Source organism: Cnuibacter physcomitrellae (assembly GCF_014640535.1).
GTDB classification, from domain to species: Bacteria; Actinomycetota; Actinomycetes; order Actinomycetales; family Microbacteriaceae; genus Cnuibacter; species Cnuibacter physcomitrellae.
In genome coordinates, this window is sequence record NZ_BMHD01000002.1 from 292,074 (window position 1) to 312,934 (window position 20,861).

Sequence of the window (20,861 nt, forward strand, 5' to 3'; positions counted from 1 at the left end):
GGGTGAGGCCAGGGACGCGAGGACCGGCTCGGGCGGGTCACTCCCCCACGGGGAGGAAGACTCGCATGGTCGCCGGCCCGCGCTCGGCCCAGCGGTGATACGGGACGAGCGCGAGGTCGAGGGGAGCCGTCCGGGTGGCGGAGGGGCGTCGCGAGCCGTACGGGAACGCTCCGTCGACGGTCTCCCGTGCGTCGACGGTGGCGGTGAGCCGCGCCCCGTCGCCGTGGGCCACCGGCGCCGAGGACGTGACCGCACGCACGTCGTCGAGCGAGATCCCGTCGGGCAGGTCGGTCGACTCGAGGCAGAGCACGAGCGGCCCGCGCTCGACCGCGACCGTGTCGCGCACTCCGTCGATGCGAGGATCGGGCCAGGTGAACCGCGGCGATGTCGGGAGCTCGAGGACGACCCGGTCGCCCGCGGCGAACCTCCGCGTCACGTCGGCCCAGCCGGGCTCGACCGGCATCGGGTCGCCGTCCCCGACCCGGAGCGACGCATCCGGCGCCCACGAGGGGATGCGGAGGCGCAGCCGACGCACCCCGTCCGGTGCCTCGACGACGTGGACGCGCACGATCCCCTCGGCGGGGTAGGCGGTGTCGATCCGCAGGACGAAGCCGCCGGCGCGCACCTCCCCCGCGGCGTACTGCAGCAGCGCGAGCCCCTCGGTGTCGACCGAGGCGACGTAGGAGCCGAGGGAGGCCAGCGTCCGGGCGACGTTGGTCGGGCAGCAGGAGACGTCGAACCAGGGGGCTCGGATGCCGCCTTCGGCGCGCCTGTTCACGCCGTCGCCCGCGGGAGCGCCGGGTTCCCGCTGCTGCAGTGGGTTGGCGTAGAAGAAGGTGGTGCCGTCGGCGCTCGGCGAGGTGGCGACCACGTTGAAGAGGGTGCGCTCGATGAGATCGGCGTATCGGACCTCTCCGGTGGCGAGGTAGAGGCGCCAGGCGAGCATGATCGATCCCACCCCGGCGCAGGTCTCACAGTAGGCGCGGTCGGCCGGGAGCTCCCAGTCGTCCCCGAACCCCTCGTCCTGATGCCGGGATCCCATGCCGCCTGTCAGGTAGGTGCGGCGCGCGACCGTGTGCTCCCACTGGCGCGTGACGGCGTCGAACAGCTCGTCGTCGTCGGTCTCCACCGCGACGTCGAGTGCGCCGGCGGTCAGGTACAGCGCGCGGACGGCATGACCGCGCAGGACGGCCGCCTCCCGCACGGGCACGTCGTCCTGGAAGTACTCCGCCGACAGCAGCGGCCGCACGGGCAGGGTGCCGCGGCCGCGGCGGTCGATGAACAGGCGCGCCTGTTCGAGGTAGCGACGCTCGCCGAGAGCGCGCCCGCTCTCGACGAGCGCCACCTCTATCTCGGGGTGGCCGCAGACCGCATCCAGCCCGCCCTCCCCGAACTCTTCGCAGATCTGATCCGCCGCACGACGGGCGATCTCGACGAGACGATCGTCGTGCCCCGTGCGGAAGCGCGCCACGCCCGCCTGGATCAGGTGGCCGGCGTTGTAGAGCTCGTGCCCCATCGCCAGATCGGACCAGCGCGGCGGGCGTCCCGGATGCCCGAACGCGGTGTTCAGGTAGCCGTCGTCGTCCTGCGCGGCGCCGATCCGGTCGACCAGGGCATCGAAGGTCGCCTCCAGCCCCGCGTCGGGCGTGCGCGCGAGGTCCCAGGCCATCGCCTCGAGCAGCTTGTAGACCTCGGAGTCGGAGAACTGCCACCCCGGACGCGAAGGCGCGGCCTCGCCGCGGGCGACGCGGTCGAAGTTCTCCAGCCAGCCCAGGCGCTCCATCCACTGCAGGCAGTGCTCGAGCGTGGCGGCGCTGTTGATCGCCTGGCGTCGGCCCCAGAAGCCGTCGGCGTCGAGCTGGACGTCGGTGACGGCGACGCCCTGGATCGCCGACCTCGTCGGCCGCACCGGCGCCGCACAGGCCGCCGCGGCGTCCGAGAGCGGATGCGCGATGCTGGTGGGCAGGGTCACGGCGTCAGTCCTTCACTGCGCCGGCGGTGACACCGGCGGCGACGTAGCGCTGGGCGACGATGAGAAGGATCGCCGCGGGGATGGAGGCCACGACGGCGGTCGCCATGATGGCGTTCCACTGCGTCGTGTTGTTGCCGATGTAGGCGTAGATGCCGAGGGTGACGGGCTTCAGGTCGGAGTTCCGCGCCAGGGTCGAGGCGAAGACGAAGTCCGACCAGGCCCAGAGGAAGGCGAACAGCGCGACGGTGAGGGCGGAGTTGCGGCTCAGCGGGAGCACCACGGAGACGAAGGTCCGCCAGGCACCGGCGCCGTCGACGCGGGCCGCCTGCAGGAGCTCGCGAGGCAGGCCGCTCATGAACGCGGTGAACAGCAGCACGCCGAACGGCACCGCGATCGTCGAGTCGGCCAGGATCAGCCCGCCGATGCTGTTGAGGAGGCCGAGCCGAACGTAGATGGCGTAGAACCCCATCGCCATCACGACGCCCGGGATCATCTGGGCGACCAGCAGCACGAAGTTGAGGGTGCGCCCGCCTCGGAGGTTCAGCAGGGAGATGGCGTAGCCGGCCGGTGCCGCGATCACGACGGTGAGCACCACGCAGCCGAGACCGATGAGGAGGCTCGTGCCGAGGTTCGGCAGCTGCTGACGCAGCACCTCGGTGTACCCGTCGAGGGTGGCGTCGAAGGGGAAGAGGTGCGGCGGATCGAGCCGGAGGTCCTGCGTCTTCGTGAACGAGACGTTGACCATCCAGTACACGGGGAAGAGCATCAGGGCGATGAAGACGATGCCGAGCACGGTCTTCCACCACGGGCGGCGGGCGGTCATGACGACTCCTGACGGCGCTGGGTGCGCAGATACACGAAGCCGAAGATCAGCGCGATGACGATGAGGATGTTGCCGACCGCGGCGGCCGGCGACAGGTCGGGCTGTCCGGTGCCGAACGCCTCCCGGTACGACCAGATCGCGAGGGTCGTCGTGGAGTCGGCGGGGCCGCCCTTGGTCATGATCCAGATGATGTCGACGACCTTCAGCGTGTAGACGAGCCCGAGCAGCAGGGTGATGGCGGAGACCGGGCGCAGCAGCGGGAAGGTCACGCTCCAGAACTGCCGCCACGGGCCGGCCCCGTCGAGCGAGGCCGCCTCGTACACCTCGGCGGGGATGTTCTGGAGACCCGAGTAGAGGATCACGAGGTTGAACGGGATCCCGAGCCAGATGTTCGCGATGATCACGGCGAGCATCGAGGTGTCCGGCGAGGTCAGCCAGTTGATCTGGCCGAGGCCGAACGCCTGCAGCACGGAGTTGACGACGCCGTTGTCGCTGTTGAGCATCCAGGCCCAGGTCGAGCCGGAGACGATGAGGGGAAGCAGCCAGGGGACGAGGAACAGCGCTCGCAGCACCCCGCTGAGCCGGAAGCTGTTGCGGAAGAACACCGCGAGCGCCAGGCCGATCGCGTACTGGAAGACGAGGGACGCCACGACGAAGACGGCGGTGTTCGCGAGCGCCTGCCCGAACAGCGGCGAGGTGAGGACGGTGACGTAGTTGTCGAGGCCGACGAACTCGGCGTTGCCCTGGACGAAGGCGCGCACCGTGTAGTCGTGGACGCTGAGGTCGATGCTCCGGATGAGCGGATACGCGTAGAACGCGAGCAGGTAGATCACCAGCGGGGCGGCGAACGCCACCGCGATCCACCGGGAGCCCTGGAGCCGGCCGGCGCGGCGACGCCGGGGCTCGGCGTCCGCCTTCGTCGGGGCGGGTCGCGTCGGCGGGGCCGCCGGCGCGGTGGAGATCGCCATCATCTCTCCTTCGCTTCTGTCGTCGATCGACGTCGTCGTGGGGTTGATCAGGTGCCGGGGCGGGAGGGAGGAGCCACCCACCCCGGCACCTGACGTCACTTGCCGTTCGTCGCGGAGGACGCGGCCTGCTGGGCAGCGGTCAGCGCATCCTGGGGCGAGGAGGCCCCGGAGAGCGCGCTCTGCACGGCGGTCCACAGCTGCTCGGAGATCAGCGGGTAGTCCGTCCCCAGGTTGTCGCTCGTCCGCCCCTTCGCGGCCTGCACCGCGGAGACCCAGGTCTCGAGCTCGGGGTGCTCCGCGAGCAGCTTGTCCTGGCCGTCCTTGGTCGGCGGGATGTAGTACGCGAAGGTGTTCGCCGTCTCGACGAAGCCCTCGGGCGTCGTCATGCAGTCGATGATCTTCTTCGTGGTCTCGTACCGGGAGGTGTCCTTCTGCACGGGCGCGGTGATGAACTCGCCGCCGGTCGGTGCGGGCGCGACGCCGGACGTCTCGGCGGGGAGCTCGATGACGCCGGTCTTGAACGGCTGGTCGGCGGCGCTGTTCACCTGCCACGTGCCGTTCTCCCCGAACGCGAAGTCGCCGGTGAGGAACTCCTCCCACGACGTGTTCTGGGAGTTGCTGATCACGGACTGCGGCGCGTACCCCTTCTTGACCCAGTCGGTCCAGAGGTCGAGGGCCTTGACCGCCTCGGGCGAGTCGAGCTTCGTCAGGTCGGCGCCGGCGCCCCAGAACCACGGGAGGAACTGGAACGAGCCCTCCTCGGTGTTGATCCCCGCGAAGGTGATGCCCTTGTGGCCCGCGGCGGTCACCTTGGCGAGCGCGTCGGTGAGCGAGGCCCAGCTGGTGATCGACGCCGGGTCGACGCCGGCGGCGGACAGGATGTCGGCGTTGTAGTAGAGCGCGAGGGTGTTCGCCCCGATGGGGATGCCGTAGTCCTTGCCGTCCAGCTCGCCCGCGGCGAGGAGGTTGGCGTCGATGTCGGACGTGTCGAGTCCGAGGTCGTCGGTGGTGGTCAGCATCCCGGTCTCGGCCAGGGTCGACACGGCGGGGTTGTCGAGAAGGATGATGTCGGGCGCCGTGCCCTCCTGTGCTGCCAGGAGCGCCTGGTTGGTCAGGGCGGTGGTGTCGTACGCGGTGCGCTGGATCGTCACCCCGGCTTCCGTGCCGCAGGCCTGGACCCGGTTGGCCCAGTCGGAGCCGTCCTCGTGCTGCGGGTACGGGTCCCACCAGGTGTAGGTGCCGCCGGCGGAGTCCGACGACGCGGTGCCGCCGGAGCCGGACGACGAGCAGCCGGCGAGAGCGCCGACGGCCAGCGCCGCGACTGCGACGACGAGCGGCCCTCGAATCGTCTTGATGATCATGATGTTCCTCCTTGAACACGTCCGGGGAACCGGACCTCGTGGTGTCAGTGACGGGATGGCGGTACGGCTGTACTGCCGCGATCGTCGATCCGGGGCGCGAGCAGATCGACGACGGTGGTGGCCGCGTCGACGGTGCCGTCGATGCGGGAGATCAGGCGCTCGACCGCGCGTCGGCCGAGGTCGTCGGCGGCGCTGTCGATGGCGGAGTACGGGAGAGAGAACGTGCGAGCGAAGTCGTCGGAGTAGCGGCCGATGACCGAGATGTCGGCCGGCGCCGTCAGCCCCCGCGAGTGCAGCACGTTGGGCAGGGCGGCGGCCGCCGCCTCGTTGTTGAGCAGCAGGCCGGTGGCCGACGGATGCTCGTCGAGCAGCTGCTCGAGCTCTCGCCCGATCTCCGGCTGGCTCGAGGATCCGAAGTGGTGGTGCAGCTCGATGCCGAGCTCGGCGGCACGCTGCTCGGCCGCGTTGGCCAGGCGCCAGACGTACGCTCCCCCGCGCTCGAGCACGTGCTCCGGCTGCGAGACGAGGATGAGCGAGCGGTGGCCGAGCTCGTGGAGCGTCTCCACCATGAGCCGCCCCGCCGCCACGAAGTCGAGGTCGAACGCATCGATGCCGGTGGGATCGCCGGGGAGGCCGACGAGGGATCCGGGCTGGGGTGCCTGACGGAGGATGTCGAGCCGGTCGTCGTTCTCGGCGACGTTGAGGAGGATGAAGCCGTCGACCATCCGCGAGTTGGAGATGCGCTTCAGAGCGGCGACGCCGTCCTCGTCGGTGAGGAGCAGGGTGTCGTAGCCGCGCTCGCGGGCCTGGTTCGTGACCCCGAGGATGTACTGCAGCATCGCAGGCGCGAACTCGTCCTCGAGGAAGCGTGCCAGGAGTCCGATGACCTTGGTCTGGGAGGTGGCGAGGGCCTTGGCGCCGGCGTTGGGCGTGTAGCCGAGGCTGCGGACGGCCTCCTCGACCTTCTCACGGACCTCCGGCGAGATGGAGCGCTTGCCCGAGAGCGCGTACGACGCCGTGCTCCGAGACACTCCCGCGACGCGGGCCACGTCTCCGATCGTCACCATGAGGTCTCCATCGTCCTAGCGTCGAACCGGTTCGATTCGAACCGGTTCGACGATAACGCCCCGAGTTCCGGAGCGCAAGACCCGCGTGGGGAGGCGGTCGTCGAGGGACCGCGGTCGCCGAACGGCGAGAAGGCGCCCCTCGATTCACCCGGGAGGGGCGGTTGCGCGCCGCTCGGCGTAGTGGTCAGCGCCGTGCCGTGGTCTGGGTTCGCGCACTGCGCCCGCGAACGCAGACCCGGGCGACGCGGCGCGGACGGCGCGGGCTCAGGACGTGCGGCGGCGACCGCGACGGAGGACGAGCAGACCCACGCCCGCGGCGGCCAGCACGAACGCGACAGCGGCGATCCCGGAGGCCGTCTCGTCGCCCGTGTTCGCCAGCGCGGGCGACGCCGCGGCCGTCGCCGGCGGCGTGGTCGCACCCGACGGGACGACCTGCCCGTCGGCCCGGACGCGCGGACCCGCGCCGACGTCGTTCACGGCCGCGACCGACACCCAGTACGCCTGTCCGCCCGTGAGGCCGTCGACCCTCAGGTGGTCGGCCTGCGCGTCGGCGTTCACGAGGACCGGGGCGCCGCCTCCCACCGGCGTGACGCGGACCGCATACCCCGTGATCGCGGAGCCGCCCGCATCCTCGGGCGCCTTCCAGTGGGCGACGACGGACTGGTCCCCCGCCTCGGCCCGCACGTCGCGCGGGCCCGTGGGGGTGCCCGCGGTGGCGCTGATGACGACCTCGCCCGTGTCGTTGTCGAAGCCGATGGTGTGCTTCAGGTAGAAGCCGTTGCCGGAGTTGAAGGTGTCCTCGGCATCGGCGGAGAAGAGGCCGTACTTGAACGGCGCGACCCCGGGCTCCACCATCTCGGCGTACGGCTCGGCGTCGGTCGAGCTCGACCAGACCACGGTCGCGCCCGTCTTCAGCAGACCGACGAGGAGTGCCCCCGATCCCGGTTCGGGCGTGGAGTGCACCGGATCCACGAGCGGCAGGAACTGATCGCCGCGGATCATCCCGCCGCTCTGCCCTGTGTCGAAGACGGTGTCGTTGCAGGCACTGGCGGAATCGGAGCCGTAGACGATGGTCCAGCAGACCTCGGGCTCGAAGTACACCGGCTGACCGTTCGGGTAGAAGAGGTCGCCGTCCTGCTCGCGGTAGAGCACGGTGTCGGTCTCACCGGCGTCGGCGGGAGCGCCGAGGCGGATCACCGGGTCCGCGCTCATGAAGTCGACCGTGAATCCCGCACTCAGCTCGGGCGTCAGCTGCGCCAAGGGTGAATAGAGCGCGTTCGCAGGATCGCCCCCGTCGTGCTTGTCGGACAGCCTCTGACCGATCCCGATGACTCCCCCGATGCCATCCTGGTAGCCGAGGCAGTGCGGGGTGCAGGAGGTGGCGTCGAGGAACGCGACGTCTCCGGGCGTCGTGACGACTCCCCCGACCTCGACCTGCGCGCGGGCGATGGTCCCGGATGCGGCCGAGCCGTCGTAGTTGATCCCCTGCGCGATGCCGGTGTCGATCACGGGGGTGGTCGGGTCCACGATCGAGCCGGGGAAGACGACCATGAAGTTCGTCCCGGTGTCGATCATCATCGGGATGGGGGCGCTCCCGTTGATGCTCACCTCGACGCGGGGCAGGTAGCTGCCCGTCTCCGAGGTGAGGAGCGTGACGGGGATGTCCGGATGCGCCTGCGGATCAGCTACGACGGCCTGCACCTCGGCGGCCTGCATCTCGGCAGCCTGCACCGGAGCACCCACCGCTCCGAAGAGCAGCGCGGAGACCGCGAGCGCCGTCACCCCACCCGCACCGACGAGCCGGCGCATCGCCGATGCCCTGAGACGTTCGCTCACCACGACCCCCTCACTCCCCATCTCCCGGTGATGCGGATTCGACGACAGCATAGGGGTCAGGACCCCTCCTCCACGAGGGCACACATCCACCCGACGTCCCCTACGGTCGAAGGATGAACAGGACCGACCGGCTCTACGCCCTCGTGGAGGAGCTCCGCGCGGTCGCGCCGCGTCCGCGGAGCGCGCGGTGGCTGGCCGAGCGGTTCGAGGTCAGCGTCCGGACGATCGAGCGCGACGTCAGCGCCCTCCAGCAGGCCGGCACTCCGATCTACGCCGAGCCGGGCAGGACCGGCGGATACTGCGTCTCGCGCGAGCACACGTTGCCGCCGCTCAACTTCACCCCGCAGGAGGCGGCCGCCATGGCGGTCGCACTGCAGTCGATGGGCGACTCCCCCTTCCGTCCCGCGGCGGAGACGGCGCTGCGCAAGCTCGTCTTCGCGATGCGCGGCGATGACGCGCAGGCCGCGCGCGACCTCGCGGCGCGGGTCCACTTCCTGCGCGACGACGTGGCCGAGGCCAGGGTCCCGCGCCTCATCTCGGACGCCGTCGCCCATCCACGCGTCCTGCGGATCGCGTACGGCGACCGCGCCGGCACCCGCACCAGCCGTGAGATCGAGCCGCTCGGCTATGTGGAGCGCAGCGGAGCCTGGTACCTCATCGCGTGGTGCAGGCTGCGCGACGGCCTCCGCGCCTTCCGGATCGACCGCATCCTCGACGTCGCGGTCACCACCGAGACGCCGCCCCCGCGAACGCTCACGGCGGAGGACATCGACATCGTGTACGGAACCCTCGAGCCGCTCACGCTCTGAGATCCCGCGGGAAACTCCGACAGGACGGTGTCGCGGGCCTCGGCGAGGCTGGTCGGGTCGAGACGGTCTCGACGTCTGAACCGAGGAACCACCCATGAACTTCGTGTCCATCCGCATCATCACCGACGACGTCGCCCGCCTCGCCGACTTCTACGAGCTGATCACCGACGGCACCGCCGTCCGCACCGCCGACGTCTTCGCCGAGCTGACGACCCCCTCCGTGACCCTCGCGATCGGCAGCACCCGCACCGTCCCGGCGTTCGCCCCGGGTGCCGCGGAGCCCGCGCAAAACCGCTCCGCGATCATCGAGTTCCTCTCCCCCGACGTCGACGCCGACTACGCCCGCCTCCGAGACGTGATCGACTCGTGGGTGAACGAGCCCACGCTGATGCCCTGGGGCAACCGCTCGCTCCTCCTCCGCGACCCGGACGGCAACCTCGTCAACCTCTTCACCCCCGCCACCCCGGAGGCGATCGCGAAGTTCGCACTCTTCACCGAATGAGCGCGGGGTGCGGCCGCTTCAGATCACGGGCCGTGGCGGGGCTTCGGGCGCTTTGATCGGTCCATCCGCAAGGATCGCGTTGACCATGTGGATGGCCCGATCGCTGAGGCTGTCACCGGGATAGAAGTCTTCATACAACTCCTCGGCCTCAGCAAGGGATGTCATGGCGCAGAGCCCGAGGAGAAGGCGGATATCGCGGGTATCCCGGCCAGGACGATTGGCCCGCAGCTTCATGGCCAGCAGCGCTTCCTTCGCCGCGACCTCGATGACGATCCCATGTTCGTCGTAGACGCTCTCCCACTCGACTACACGACCGAGTGTGGGCAGCGCATCTGCGCGGGTGACTTCGAAGTTCAGCCAAGCCGGGTCCCAGCCGCGGCGCTCGGCGACTCTTGCCGCGGCAGCCTCGACCGCAGCGTCGCTCCCGGGGTGGACGTGGAGCGAGTCGAGATCTTGAGTGACTCCACGGTCGAAGTAGCGGAGGGCCAAAGCGGCGCCGCCGACCAATCGGATCCCCGCGACCTCCCCGGCATCCCGTAGCTCGTCCACGAGGTCGCGAAGGCCGACGATGATGTCATCGCGTTCCAGTGCGGTGGCCACGATCAGACGCTCGCGAAGGTATCCCGCCAGACCAGCACTCCCCGCTTGGCGAACTCCTCGGGCACCTCGGAGTCGGGCGGAAGAGGATCGGCGGCATCCACCTCGAGACCGCGGGACTCGCGAACGAACCGGCTCGGAGCGTCCACCCAATCCGGTGTCGGAAGCCCTTCTTCGCGGAGACGCCACGCGACGACCGCCGCAAGAGCCGCGTCCCACACAGGATCCGCCGTCGTCTCCGGCTCAGCAAGGCCGAGAACGCCGCGAACAAGACCCCGTTCCGCGACGAGGTTGTCACTCAGCTGGATCAGCGCGCGCAGTGCACGATCCTTGTCTCCGTCACGGAGCCGCTGCCGGATCTCCGCAGCTACGGTCGCAGCGTCGTCGCGACGGGTCGGCGCGGAATAGAGCCGATGGCCTGTGCCTGCAAGCAGGCGATCAACGGTGCTGAACTCGGCATCACGGCCGCGCTCCGACCGAGAGACAGCCGCCTGGTCGATACGCGTACGCTCGGCGAGCTGGTCTTGGGTGAGCCGCCTGCTCTTGCGCGCAGCGCGCACGAGCGTCGATGCGTTGGCCATCAGCGCGTCACCTCCAATATGTCCCTGACATCATAATCTCAGGCGGCTCCGCCATGGGCAGGAGTTTCGGCACACGCAGAGAAAGAGCCCGGCCGACGGCCGGGCTCTTCATTCGTATCTCGTGAGATCGCGACTCAGTTGTTCTCTCTGGTGCGTCTCGTCACAGGGTGCCCCTGGAGGGACTCGAACTCGTTAGGCGGCTCCGCAACACCGCCGCAAACTCGCAACTTCCAGGTGTTTTCGCGGTTCTTGGATCACGTCAACGACCCTGAATCAGGCTGTTTGGAGACCAATTGTGGGCAAAATGTGGGCACGGGACGCAGCCTCGGACGCAGTGAAAATGTGATGTCTTTAAACATGGGTAACAGTTCTGCCTCAGGACATCGGTAACACTTCCTGTCTCAAAACATCGGTGACACTCACTGAGCTGCGCTGGGTCCGCGTGGCCCCGGCGGCCGCCCGTTGCCGACGTACCTGGTGCCGGGAGCCGGCCACGCGTGCTCGATGCTGGGCTCCTTGGTCGTCGAAGACGAGCAGGGCAGCGTCGGTCTCGACGAGCAACACAATGCTGCCGGTGAGGGTGCGGCCGGCATAGAACAGGGTCGCTCGTCGTCGGAAGACTGTCCAGGTGTCGCGGATCCGTGCCATCCGGATTTCGTCCGGCAACGCTTCCGCGGACCTGGGCTTCGGTATCGCCGTGGGCGATGGACTGGCGGAAGGGCTTCTGGGTGGCCGCGCTGAAACCCTGACCAGGTTCGATCTGGCGCTATACGGCGACCCGTTAAGTACACGGGCGATCGTGCGCGTTTGCCGGTCGCCGGCAGCCACGCTGCTAGTCGGGCTCTGCTCTCGGCTGCCGTCAGCCGCGAAGCCGCGTCCTGCTCCATCGGCAGACAAAGCCGGTCCATTCGCTTCTCGCCCGGCTTAGTTGCTGCTGCGAAACCGGGATCCCACTATCATTCATCACGCGCAGTCCGTGGATGGAGACGTTGGCCGGGGGCCATTGCAGTGGATGAGATGCGGTCGCTAATCGCGACGCGGGCGTCTCAACGCCGGTGGCCATGGAGACCGCACTTGTAGTAGTCGTGAGATTCGACCAATAACTGGCTGCCACATCAGTCCAACCCCAAATCATTCGCGGCGTGACGGTGTTCTCACCGTGCCGGTAAAACTGCAGCCGCCCCACCATCGCTAGGGGCGCGGTGATCCACCAGGTTTCGAAATCTGCGTAGCGCGTGCGTCGTGGCGAACATTCGGTCCAGCGAGGTAAGGTTCTCGACGAACTCGGGGTCCATTCGGGAGATCGTTTGAGCTCGGAGCCGGATGATCTTGTGCGAAAGCAGATCGATGCGCCCCCACGAGACGTGCGTCTCCTCGACGCTCTCGGACTTGCGCTGATCACGATTGTGCTCGCTGGTGAACCTTTTAAGCGATGCGAGGTCTCTGCCCGACAGCACATCCTTCGCCGCAGCGTGGAGGATCTCCAGAATCCGCCGTGACTCATCTTCAGCACTGGAGGTCTCGAACAAGAAGTCACCGAGCATGGCCACGAGACGCCGGTTTGCTAGGCCCATAGGCCGGAGTTGACGCCACCGGGCGTACTGGGCGTAAGCATCCACCTGACAATCCTCTCGTCGCCGACATGACCCATGTTCGTCGCAAACAACTGAAGCTTGACCCGGTGCACCACGTATGCATCGACCAAGCGCTGCTTACTAATGGGAGTAGACCGGGCTGCACCCAATCTCAGTCGTCGGATTCACCTCACAACAGTGCACGAACCTTGCGAGCTCGGGACCTGCCTTTGGAGGGGTCGAACTCCACCTCGAACGCAAGCAAATTGCCGAGCTGGAGCTGTCGCCAGTCTCGGCGATCAATCAGATCGTTGACATGGAAAAAGAGGGACTCGGACCGGAACCGGATGAAGCCATAGCTCTGATCGACCGGCAGCGTCTCGATCAGTCCCGTAACTCTCCCGCTTTCAGCAGCACGTGAGATCTTCGATTGGGCGATCACCGCTAGCCCTTCAGTTTGCTTCTGTAGGTAGCTACTCCCCACAGAAGCTGCTGAGAAGCGGGTGCACACGTCTGAAATGTGAATCAACCAGTCATCCGAGATTGATCCAAAGCGGTCCTGCGAGAAATCTTGGATCAGAGCAAGTCCGGTCTCGATAATCTCTAGTCCGGCGGCTATGTCGCCCTTCGTAAGCGCCACTTCCGAGCCGAATACTATCGATCGAAGGCACAGGAGGAAGGCCAGTTCAAGTTGCTCGCTCGTCGGACTCTTCTTGATCAATGCTGCGATCGAACCGAGTGTGAGCAGGTAATTTCCCAATACGAACTGGCATGCTGCAATGCGTAAGAAGATTGCACAACTGTCCGGATCAAGTCTCGCCGCGTCTGAAAACGCTGCAAGCGCGGCCCATGGCTCGACTCCCTCGACATCCAAGAACGAGCCCAGATGGTAGAGCGCAATCGCTTTCGCGGGCCCACTTGCCAGCTCAACTGCTAATTCGTAGGCGGTTCGCGCAGCTGCATAATCACGCCTGAGCGTTTGAATGTAGCCCTCGACCCGTCGGGTCTCGTAGTAACCAGGAGATAATGCATGCGCTTCAGCGCACGTCTGAACCGCCCGATCCAGATGAGATGCCTTCGTCTCGCGGATTGCCCTAACCAGGAGCCTTGCAGCCGGTGCGTCATGATGGTCGCGGATATCGACTGACAACGGGTCATACCGACGGATGGCTTGTGCGCTTGTGCGCTGCATTCGAAGGCTTAGCTCCATCAGACGCTCGTTCTTCGAGAGCACCCGGGAGCGAAAATCGTCCTGGACAGGTTGCTTTCCCGCGAGGTACTGATGCGCAAAGTCGCCAACTTCGTAGCCAGCGTCAGAGTCGTAGCCCGATGCATGCGTCATACTCACAAAGTTGCTTCGCATCAGGTCTAGCAAGTACTTCTGGATGTCGGTCGCGTTTAGATCGTTAACGAATGCGAGTTCGCCTTGATAACGCACACCCCGAAGAACTTGCATCGACTGGAGAACCCGGCGAGCGCCCTTGCCCAGTCCGTCGTAGACGTTCGACATGCAGAAGTCGAGTAAGAGTTGATTCGACGCGATCATGTCTGTCGGGCGCCTGCCAGCTTGAACTCCCGAAACCACCCACTTGATGTACAGCGGGTGACCCTTGAGTTTCTCAATCAACGAGTTCCTACCTGCTTCGTCAAGGTCCTGAAGCAGCTTCACATTGCGCCCTTGGGCCAGGTTAAGCAGTAACGCTCGCGACTCATCGAAGGTCAAGGGATCGAGCTTGACGTCGTTCTCTTTGTGTACACCAATTCTGCTCGTCATCAACACTTTCGAGCCACGAGGAATTTCCCTGAGGAACTCGCGTAGCCGAGCGTCTGTCGCAGTCTCCAGGTTGTCGAGAACCAGCAGAACGCGAAACTCGGTCATGTAGGACAGCAGCTCATCAATGGGGTCAGTGTTACTAGTTGCACCCAACTCTCGAGCTGCTTCGGAGAACATACCGAGGCTGTTCTGAATACTCGTCGAGATTCTTTCAATCTCGTTGACTGTGAGCGCTTGGTTTTTGGCCGTAACCCACACAATCGCTTCAAAGTCCGATTTCGGATCATCGAGTAGATCGTATGCCGCCTTTAGCGCGATCGCGGTCTTGCCGATGCCGCCATCACCGAGGATAGAAATGGCCGGCCACGAACCCAGGATGTATCGCTTGATCTTACGTAGAACGGCAGCGCGCCCGAGGAAGCCAGTCTCATCAAAATCGGGCACTGGAAGGTTATGGAATGGTTCATCAATCGGGTCTGTAGGGAGCTTGATCGTGAGACCCAGGACAGAGGACGGGTCGTTCGACACCTTCTGGAGAGTCTGCTGAGTAGTGGCCCAAGAATCGGGCGCACGTCTCACAAGCGTCTGTGACACATCATGCAGAAGAGGGAGGTCGTCAATCTCGAGTGGCCTGGTGTGCGCGACCCGATTTCGTGTCCTCGAAATTGCACCTAGACGGCCTGCCACCTCGGACAGCGAGTCCAATAGCTGCGGGCCGAGCAGATTCTTATTGGCGAGTAGGAGCTCGTGCGCATCCGCGAAATCCAGGTAATCGACGAGCGACTCGTCAGCTACTCGAGCCCCCAACCCGCGATCGTGCGCGAGCCGGTCGGCTGCCTTCGATTTCTTGTTCTCTGGTAGCTGTAGCGAGTGTCCGGCCTGGACCTCGATCCACGCCGCTCTCGCGTCCGTCTCTATGGCTGAGATAAGTGCAAAGCAGGTAAGTCTCGTGGCATTGAACGTCATTGCTACCCCCGCTGAATGTCTACCAGATGCCACCGGCCACAAGGAAGTCGACCGACATCGTGTTCAGTCGCGCAGGATCAAAATCGCACTTTTGTCGTTGCGCGAACAGACATGGTCTAGGTGGGTTCTCAGATCGGTATGGAAGGGAAAGTTGGCCTCGCCGCTGGGCCCGCTGAGCGGGGTATCGAGGCATTAGGAGTTGCGTGAACCGCCGGTCCGGTGAGACTGCGGCTTTCGGGCGAGTCTGCTAGATCTTAACGGCCATTCAGCAAGATCCTCTGCCAGCCCTACCACTGGTCGCCCCCCCTATCGTCAGGCCAGTGATACGCCTTTCGGATCGGGCCCGCGAGTTCCCTGCTGACGATGCCGAGCGCCGTCCCAACGACATTCACTTCTCAGCCATGCCGGTAGTTGTAAACAGCCACCCGGAGTCGCTCAAACCAGCGCGACGTGTGGATAATGCGATCGAACTCACCTTGGCGCGATGACAGCAGCTCCGATCGCGACAGCTGGCTCAGGCTTTCCCAATCGCCATATAGCAGGTATAGCGCGTTCCCGACTCGTGGGTTCTCGAACGCGACGAAGTTGTCGCCGAACAAGTATCCGATATAGCGCTGTAGACCCGAGGTACCAACAAGGCGCTTCTCTGGCCCAAGTGACTGGACCTTCTGTAGCCGGTCGATGATGATCTCTATTTCCTGTGGGAGTGCCGATCCGCCGAACTTCCTTTCGACCGCCTCTCGAATGTCCTCGACCGTGCCATCAGGAAGAAAGTCCCAGCTGACGTGGCGGTCTGGAACTAGCGGAATGCCTGTCTCGTCGATGCTGTACGCCGTAGCCGACCCAAACCATGTGCGGGCGAGTGACGCGGCATAGAGGTATGCCTGCTCGGCTTCATCGTCATACGGCGCAGGGAGGGTCAACAGAACAGTTCCAACTAGCGAATCTCGAGGCTCGCTACGACGTGTGACTGCTGCCTCAATCTGCTGACCGAATAGACGTTGCTTCTGAAACACGTCTCGGGAATGCGTGATCGGATGCGTGCCGCTTCCGCTGAAGTCAGGCGCTTCGATGGTCCATGAGCGAAATACCTTCGGCAAATCACGTCGAACGATTTCGCGACCAGTGATGTTCCATCTAGACCAGCGCCCCGTCGACGCGGGAGGTAGAGCTATCCAGGCTTCGTCATCCACTTCCTCGAGCTCAAGTCGACGAGTCCAGTCAGCCAGTAGTTGCTCAGAGAAGTTCTTGACAGCGCCGAATACAAACTGCGCCTCCCCGAGGCTGTCGATCTCAGCCTTGATCTCATCGGGCAGGGACCTGAATCCAGAACTCATGCTTCAACCTCGACTTATTGTGAGTGGACTATCTCAGCTTTGACGCTGAGTCCTTGTTGGTAATCCGCGCATCGACGTAGATGACTTCGAGTGACCAGCCCGAGTCTTCTCGCAACTTCCGGAGCGTGTCTTCGATCGGCTGGAGCCGCTCGGGCGAGAAGTCCCTGTCGGTGTACCCCACACAGAGGTAAACCCCAACTGAGGCGCCTTCGGTGGTCATGTACTGGGGCAGCTGCTTCGAAATGCCCGTGAAAAAATGAGTGCTCGGAATGAGCTTGACTTCTAGCAGCGCTCGCTTTCTCCAGCCTTGCGAAAACTTGAAATCGACGGGGCCACGACCAAGGTTGCTCTCCCTGGTGAGATCGACGTCTGCATTCCTGCAATGCGCTGCGAACAACATCCCCGCGATGGCCTGAACGATCTTCTCCGGACGATACTTGCGCAGGTCTTCGTCCCAGAGCGCCTTCCACAGGTCCGTCTCTTCTACGGCATGCTGGAATTCTTTGGCAAGTCCAACCACCCAACTCGCAAACTCAGACTCATCGCTGAGCTTTGCGATCGGAACTTGCTTAGCTGCTGCCTCCCGCCCAACTTCCGCCCACTCGACGAGCAGCTTAGGGTCGGCTTCTATGTCGTACGGCTCGTTATCGGTCTCAGACACGACCTGGAGATAGTCCATTACAAGGTCTGGGCGCATTCGAGCTGCCCTATAGGCTGCCTCTTTTCGCTCGTTTTTCGTCAGTTCTAAATTCAGTTCGTAGTTGAGTTCCTGGCGAAGCACATCACCCACCCCTGCATCAGCCCAAGTCCAAAACGATTCGGGTGTGACGACGGGAATGTCTTTGAGAAAGCGCACGGGGACCAGGAGCACGCCCTCACGCGTGACCGGGCTCCTCGGCAAGCGAGCGCGCATGTGGTCCCAGCGCCCAGTCGTCCGATTCCATCGCGCGGCCCGGACAGGCACCTCCTCAAGAATGAGTTCGTGGCGAGCCGCAACTGCCTGGGTGTACTCGATGAACTTTGCCTTCACGATGTCGCAGAAGATGTCGCTGATGCGATCAACGCCAAGTCCTTCACAGAACAAGGCGAAGGCCTGAATGTGCTGCACCTGAGCAACTCCGCGGTGAGAGAGCAGGTCCAAGGCAGCCGCCATCTTGCCTGCGTAGGTGAAACCGGCGCCAGATCCTTTCGGATGCCCCATCGAAAGACCGAGAGCGAACTCGCTTGGCTCAGGGAACTTGAGCATCCGCACCGCTTTGAGGTAGTGCGGTGAGGTCACGTCGCCATCGGCTGCGTCCACGAAGCTGAGTGCGAGACTGAAAAAGTCGATGACGGTCTGCCTCGTCTCTGCCCAGTAAGAGTCGGCGTCTTCAAATACCAGAAAAGGATCGACGTACAAGGGCGTGTCTGTAGTCAGCTCGCAATCGAACCAGTCATCGTCCACGTTTGGCTCGACGGCGAAGTAGCTTGTAAACCTCACACTTCACCCCCCTGCTGCACAATCTATCGGTAGAGCCTCACCTACGAACGTCACATTGTTGCCCTCCTCGCATGTCCAGCCACTCCTTCGGCCTTCTTCTCGCCTGCGCTACCGCCACTCCTTTACTTCCCAACCTCCGTCAGACAGCAACGATGTTCGGGGGAGGTTGGGAAGCGCGCCCAGCGCGGGGGTGGCGGTAGCGCAGGCGAGAAGAGGGACAAACCGTTCCATTACCTATTCCCGCCCGAGGAATAGGTAATGGAACACCCACGAACATCGAGCCGAACGCGAAACTGGATCCGGAGTCACACGCGGAATCTGCTTCTATGCTCAGGGGACCAATACATGCCCCCCCCTACTGGCGCCACTCGAATGTCTCTCGTACCTAACAGAATTGACCGAAGGGATAAGCGTCGAACCACGGCCGCAATTACGCTTGGCGCCGTGGCCAGCGGAGAAGTTGAGGTGGCTAGAGATGGCGGGAACCGTAACCCCTTACAGCACCGCGCAGGGCAAGCGATATCGCGTGCGATACCGGAAACCGGATCACACCCAGACGGACAAGCGGGGTTTCAAGACCAAGCGCGAGGCCGAGCTGTTCCTCGCCTCGGTGACCGTGTCGAAGGCGACCGGCGATTACATCGATCCGGCGCTGGCGCGCGTCTCGGTCGGCGACCTCGCTCCGTTGTGGCTGCGCTCGAAGTTGGTGCTGAAGCCCTCGTCATCGAAGCTGCTTGAGACCGCGTGGGGCGTGCATGTGTCAGAGCGATGGGGGCACCGCGAGATCTCCACCATTGTGCCTTCCGAGGTGCAGGTCTGGGTGAGCGAGCTTGCGGGCCGTCGATCGCCCTCAGTGGTGATTCGGGCGCACGTGCAAGAGGCTGCAAGAGCCGCAAGTGTGGGCAAAATGTGGGCAAACGCCGTCTTCTAGAGAAGGCGAAAGGCCCCAGATCCGCGTGATTACAGGGACCTGAGGCCTCGCAAAACGGTGCCCCTGGAGGGACTCGAACCCCCAACCCTTTCCTTAGGACGGAACTGCTCTTCCATTGAGCTACAGAGGCTGACCCCGCCACTCTACCGGGTTCGGCCCGGGGTCAGGCGGCGGCGGGCAGCGACAGGTAGTCCGCCCAGGCGGGCTCGGCCCGCTCGGCGCCCTTCACCGTCCAGCCCGCCTGGTAGGGCATGGCCGGCTCGAAGCGGAGCGACCATCCCATCTCTGCGGGGGTGCGGTTGCCCTTGATGTTGTTGCAGCGCAGGCAGCAGGCGACGAGGTTCTCCCAGCTGTCCTTGCCGCCACGGGAGCGCGGCTGCACGTGGTCGATCGTCGACGCGTAGGCGCCGCAGTAGCCGCAGCGCTGCCCGTCGCGGCGGAGGACACCGCGGCGGGTGACGGGCATCATCCGGTTGAGGGGCACCCGCACGTAGCGGGTGAGCAGGATGACCGCCGGACGATCGTAGTCGTCGTCGATGCCGTGCACGGGATGCTCGTCATCCCGCTCCAGCACCCTCGCCTTGTCGTTCATCACGAGGACGAGTGCTCGCTTGAACGACACCACACCGAGCGGTTCGTACCCTGCGTTGAGGACCAGTGTTCGCATGCTCTCCCTTTCGAAGACTCCCGCACGGCTTGCGGGTGCTCGACGATTCACACACCGTCTCTCGAGGCTCGAGGAGTGCGAGGGGGCAACAAAAAAGGCGCTGTCGACATGACAGCGCCTTACATGCAGAGCTCAGATATCTGGCTCTGACACAGTCCACTCGTGTGCCTGCGGATTCGCAGCGCGACGCATTCCGTGGTGCGGATGGTCGTGCGGCGTATCATCGGGCTCTCCTGATCCTCGAAAGATGATCAGGGACACCATAACCCACACGGATGCGGGCGAGGGCGCACACCGCGCGGATTCATGGGTGCGTAACGAAGTGTTTACACCCGACCTCGGAGGGGGTCGGACGACGAGCCGAGGGGATCAGCCGACGTAGCGGGCGTAGTAGGGCGAGCCCCAGATGCCGCGGTACTCGACGTAGCGACCCCAGTCGGGCGAGTCGATCATCATGCCGCCGCCGGCGTAGATGCCGATGTGCTGACCCGGGTAGACCAGGAAGTCGCCGGGCTGAGCGTCGGCGGGATCGATCTGCACCATGAGCGCCGCCTGAGCGGAGACGCCGCGCGGGAGGCTGATGCCGAACGCGCCCATGACGTACTGGGTGAGGCCGTCGCAGGAGAAGCTCGTGTCGGGCGAGTTGCCGGTGCCGTAGGGCACCACGCCGACGAACTGCTGGGCATACGCGACGACGGCGGCACCGCTGTACGCGCTGGACGGCGGGGTGACCGCGAAGGGCGACCGCGAGGCGCTGCTCCCGGACGTCGCCGGCGTTGCAGCGGCGGCCCGCTCGGCGTCGAGCGCAGCCTGCGCCGCAGCCTGGGCGGCCTGCTCCGCCGCCGCGAGCTCCTCGGGGGTCGGGGCGGTGTAGCCGTCGCGGCTCACGGTGAGGATCGCGGTGGCGTTGGGGATCTGAAGCGTCTGGTCCTCGCCGAACGCGGTCGACGTCGCCTCGGGGTCGAAGCTGCCGCCGCCGCCGTAGGCGTAGGCGGGGAGGGCGGTCGTCGCGAACATGCCCGCGGCGAGCGCCATGACGAAGCCGGCGGCGACGGTGCGCTTGCGCGGCAGTCGAAGACGGGCGCGCTGCTGGCGCGCGCTGAACGCGGCCGGGACCACGGCACTGCTCGCCGCGATGGGCTCCTTCGCCACCGGGACGGACGGCGTGGCCGTGGCGACCGGAGCGCGGTGTGCGGACGCAGCGGCGGTCGTCGCCGCAGCAGAACGGACGACGGCGGTCGCCTTAGACGAGAGGACGATCGCGTTGCCGCGATCCGTTCCTGCCGTCGTCCTCGCCTCGCGCTCGCGACGCTCGCGGCGGGTGAGGGGCTGGTCGGCCGCGCTGCCGTGGGCTGCGCGGGTGGTGTCGGTGCTCGTCGGGTCGAGCGCGTCTCCAGCAGATGCCAAGTTGTTTCCTCCGGCACTTCCTGGACCCCAGTCCATCCCCATCCGCACCGTAGTCGTGTGCTCAAAGTCGTCGAGGGACGGGGACATGGAAGTGCCTCGACGTCGTCATGGATCGGCCGGAAGACCGATCAGACTCGAAAGACCATACGCGACGAGATGGGACTTGTCATCTCAACACGCCAGTTTTTAACGTTTTGGTAACAGCCGAT

At 65.4% G+C, this 20,861-nt stretch carries 18 protein-coding genes and 1 tRNA gene; 3 read left to right on the forward strand and 16 right to left on the reverse strand.

Annotation, left to right across the window (positions count from 1 at the left end; all coding sequences use genetic code 11):
• Positions 1 to 37: 37 nt before the first annotated feature.
• From IEX69_RS18250 to IEX69_RS18275, 6 genes are all read right to left on the reverse strand, one after another.
• On the reverse strand, positions 38 to 1,972 hold the full coding sequence (locus IEX69_RS18250; RefSeq protein ID WP_229756454.1) for a glycoside hydrolase family 127 protein: 1,935 nt from the start codon (positions 1,970 to 1,972) through the stop codon (positions 38 to 40).
• A 4-nt stretch (positions 1,973 to 1,976) separates the two neighbouring features.
• The gene (locus IEX69_RS18255; protein ID WP_085018886.1) at positions 1,977 to 2,795 is read right to left on the reverse strand and encodes a carbohydrate ABC transporter permease; all 819 of its coding nucleotides are present in this window, start codon (positions 2,793 to 2,795) and stop codon (positions 1,977 to 1,979) included.
• Positions 2,792 to 3,763, reverse strand: coding sequence for a carbohydrate ABC transporter permease (locus IEX69_RS18260; protein WP_217348672.1), 972 nt, complete (start codon positions 3,761 to 3,763; stop codon positions 2,792 to 2,794). Before IEX69_RS18260 ends, IEX69_RS18255 begins: the two co-directional genes overlap by 4 nt.
• 95 nt (positions 3,764 to 3,858) lie before the next feature.
• Positions 3,859 to 5,124 (reverse strand): sugar ABC transporter substrate-binding protein, encoded by a 1,266-nt coding sequence (locus tag IEX69_RS18265; RefSeq protein ID WP_085018885.1) that lies wholly within the window; start codon positions 5,122 to 5,124, stop codon positions 3,859 to 3,861.
• A gap of 44 nt (positions 5,125 to 5,168) precedes the next feature.
• Complete coding sequence (locus IEX69_RS18270; RefSeq protein WP_085018884.1) at positions 5,169 to 6,191, reverse strand: LacI family DNA-binding transcriptional regulator; 1,023 nt, start codon at positions 6,189 to 6,191, stop codon at positions 5,169 to 5,171.
• Positions 6,192 to 6,455: 264 nt separating this feature from the next.
• A complete protein-coding gene (locus IEX69_RS18275; protein ID WP_174604409.1) occupies positions 6,456 to 8,027 on the reverse strand; it encodes a fibronectin type III domain-containing protein in 1,572 nt (523 codons plus the stop codon).
• Positions 8,028 to 8,140: 113 nt separating this feature from the next.
• On the opposite strand from IEX69_RS18275, the gene IEX69_RS18280 reads away from it, so the two are divergent.
• Both IEX69_RS18280 and IEX69_RS18285 read left to right on the forward strand, forming a co-directional pair.
• Complete coding sequence (locus tag IEX69_RS18280) at positions 8,141 to 8,836, forward strand: helix-turn-helix transcriptional regulator (protein WP_085018882.1); 696 nt, start codon at positions 8,141 to 8,143, stop codon at positions 8,834 to 8,836.
• A gap of 94 nt (positions 8,837 to 8,930) precedes the next feature.
• Positions 8,931 to 9,338 (forward strand): VOC family protein, encoded by a 408-nt coding sequence (locus tag IEX69_RS18285; protein ID WP_085018881.1) that lies wholly within the window; start codon positions 8,931 to 8,933, stop codon positions 9,336 to 9,338.
• A gap of 18 nt (positions 9,339 to 9,356) precedes the next feature.
• On the opposite strand, the gene IEX69_RS18290 is transcribed toward IEX69_RS18285, so the two are convergent.
• The 7 genes from IEX69_RS18290 to IEX69_RS18320 form a co-directional block, all read right to left on the reverse strand.
• Positions 9,357 to 9,938: a hypothetical protein gene (locus tag IEX69_RS18290; RefSeq protein ID WP_085018880.1), complete on the reverse strand. Its 582-nt coding sequence runs from the start codon at positions 9,936 to 9,938 to the stop codon at positions 9,357 to 9,359.
• 2 nt (positions 9,939 to 9,940) lie between these two features.
• Positions 9,941 to 10,516 carry a helix-turn-helix domain-containing protein gene (locus IEX69_RS18295; RefSeq protein ID WP_085018879.1) on the reverse strand — a complete coding sequence of 192 codons (576 nt, stop codon included), beginning with the start codon at positions 10,514 to 10,516 and terminating at the stop codon, positions 9,941 to 9,943.
• 375 nt (positions 10,517 to 10,891) lie between these two features.
• On the reverse strand, positions 10,892 to 11,164 hold the full coding sequence (locus IEX69_RS18300) for a hypothetical protein (RefSeq protein WP_085018878.1): 273 nt from the start codon (positions 11,162 to 11,164) through the stop codon (positions 10,892 to 10,894).
• Between the two features lie 506 nt (positions 11,165 to 11,670).
• Positions 11,671 to 12,135, reverse strand: a complete 465-nt coding sequence (locus IEX69_RS18305) for a hypothetical protein (protein ID WP_085018877.1) — start codon at positions 12,133 to 12,135, stop codon at positions 11,671 to 11,673.
• A gap of 145 nt (positions 12,136 to 12,280) precedes the next feature.
• Positions 12,281 to 14,392, reverse strand: coding sequence for an NB-ARC domain-containing protein (locus tag IEX69_RS18310; RefSeq protein WP_174604408.1), 2,112 nt, complete (start codon positions 14,390 to 14,392; stop codon positions 12,281 to 12,283).
• A gap of 833 nt (positions 14,393 to 15,225) precedes the next feature.
• The gene (locus tag IEX69_RS18315; protein ID WP_157127106.1) at positions 15,226 to 16,167 is read right to left on the reverse strand and encodes a hypothetical protein; all 942 of its coding nucleotides are present in this window, start codon (positions 16,165 to 16,167) and stop codon (positions 15,226 to 15,228) included.
• Between the two features lie 28 nt (positions 16,168 to 16,195).
• Positions 16,196 to 17,611, reverse strand: a complete 1,416-nt coding sequence (locus IEX69_RS18320; protein WP_085018874.1) for a DUF8370 family protein — start codon at positions 17,609 to 17,611, stop codon at positions 16,196 to 16,198.
• A gap of 511 nt (positions 17,612 to 18,122) precedes the next feature.
• Between IEX69_RS18320 and IEX69_RS18325 the strand changes: the two genes are divergently transcribed.
• Complete coding sequence (locus IEX69_RS18325) at positions 18,123 to 18,578, forward strand: Arm DNA-binding domain-containing protein (RefSeq protein ID WP_157127105.1); 456 nt, start codon at positions 18,123 to 18,125, stop codon at positions 18,576 to 18,578.
• 58 nt (positions 18,579 to 18,636) lie between these two features.
• Here the strand turns inward: IEX69_RS18325 and IEX69_RS18330 are convergent.
• The 3 genes from IEX69_RS18330 to IEX69_RS18340 form a co-directional block, all read right to left on the reverse strand.
• Positions 18,637 to 18,708, reverse strand: a tRNA-Arg gene (locus IEX69_RS18330).
• Between the two features lie 33 nt (positions 18,709 to 18,741).
• Positions 18,742 to 19,245 carry an HNH endonuclease gene (locus tag IEX69_RS18335; protein ID WP_085018873.1) on the reverse strand — a complete coding sequence of 168 codons (504 nt, stop codon included), beginning with the start codon at positions 19,243 to 19,245 and terminating at the stop codon, positions 18,742 to 18,744.
• A 369-nt stretch (positions 19,246 to 19,614) separates the two neighbouring features.
• On the reverse strand, positions 19,615 to 20,652 hold the full coding sequence (locus tag IEX69_RS18340) for a C40 family peptidase (RefSeq protein ID WP_174604407.1): 1,038 nt from the start codon (positions 20,650 to 20,652) through the stop codon (positions 19,615 to 19,617).
• Positions 20,653 to 20,861: the final 209 nt, after the last annotated feature.

Bases quoted from the DNA above. Each gene is read 5' to 3' on its own strand.
- IEX69_RS18255 (WP_085018886.1), bottom strand. From the start codon at position 2,795: ATGACCGCCCGCCGCCCGTGGTGGAAGACCGTGCTCGGCATCGTCTTC.
- IEX69_RS18260 (WP_217348672.1), bottom strand. From the start codon at position 3,763: ATGGCGATCTCCACCGCGCCGGCGGCCCCGCCGACGCGACCCGCCCCG.
- IEX69_RS18265 (WP_085018885.1), bottom strand. From the start codon at position 5,124: ATGATCATCAAGACGATTCGAGGGCCGCTCGTCGTCGCAGTCGCGGCG.
- IEX69_RS18270 (WP_085018884.1), bottom strand. From the start codon at position 6,191: ATGGTGACGATCGGAGACGTGGCCCGCGTCGCGGGAGTGTCTCGGAGC.
- IEX69_RS18280 (WP_085018882.1), top strand. From the start codon at position 8,141: ATGAACAGGACCGACCGGCTCTACGCCCTCGTGGAGGAGCTCCGCGCG.
- IEX69_RS18285 (WP_085018881.1), top strand. From the start codon at position 8,931: ATGAACTTCGTGTCCATCCGCATCATCACCGACGACGTCGCCCGCCTC.
- IEX69_RS18295 (WP_085018879.1), bottom strand. From the start codon at position 10,516: ATGGCCAACGCATCGACGCTCGTGCGCGCTGCGCGCAAGAGCAGGCGG.
- IEX69_RS18300 (WP_085018878.1), bottom strand. From the start codon at position 11,164: ATGGCACGGATCCGCGACACCTGGACAGTCTTCCGACGACGAGCGACC.
- IEX69_RS18315 (WP_157127106.1), bottom strand. From the start codon at position 16,167: ATGAGTTCTGGATTCAGGTCCCTGCCCGATGAGATCAAGGCTGAGATC.
- IEX69_RS18325 (WP_157127105.1), top strand. From the start codon at position 18,123: ATGGCGGGAACCGTAACCCCTTACAGCACCGCGCAGGGCAAGCGATAT.
- IEX69_RS18335 (WP_085018873.1), bottom strand. From the start codon at position 19,245: ATGCGAACACTGGTCCTCAACGCAGGGTACGAACCGCTCGGTGTGGTG.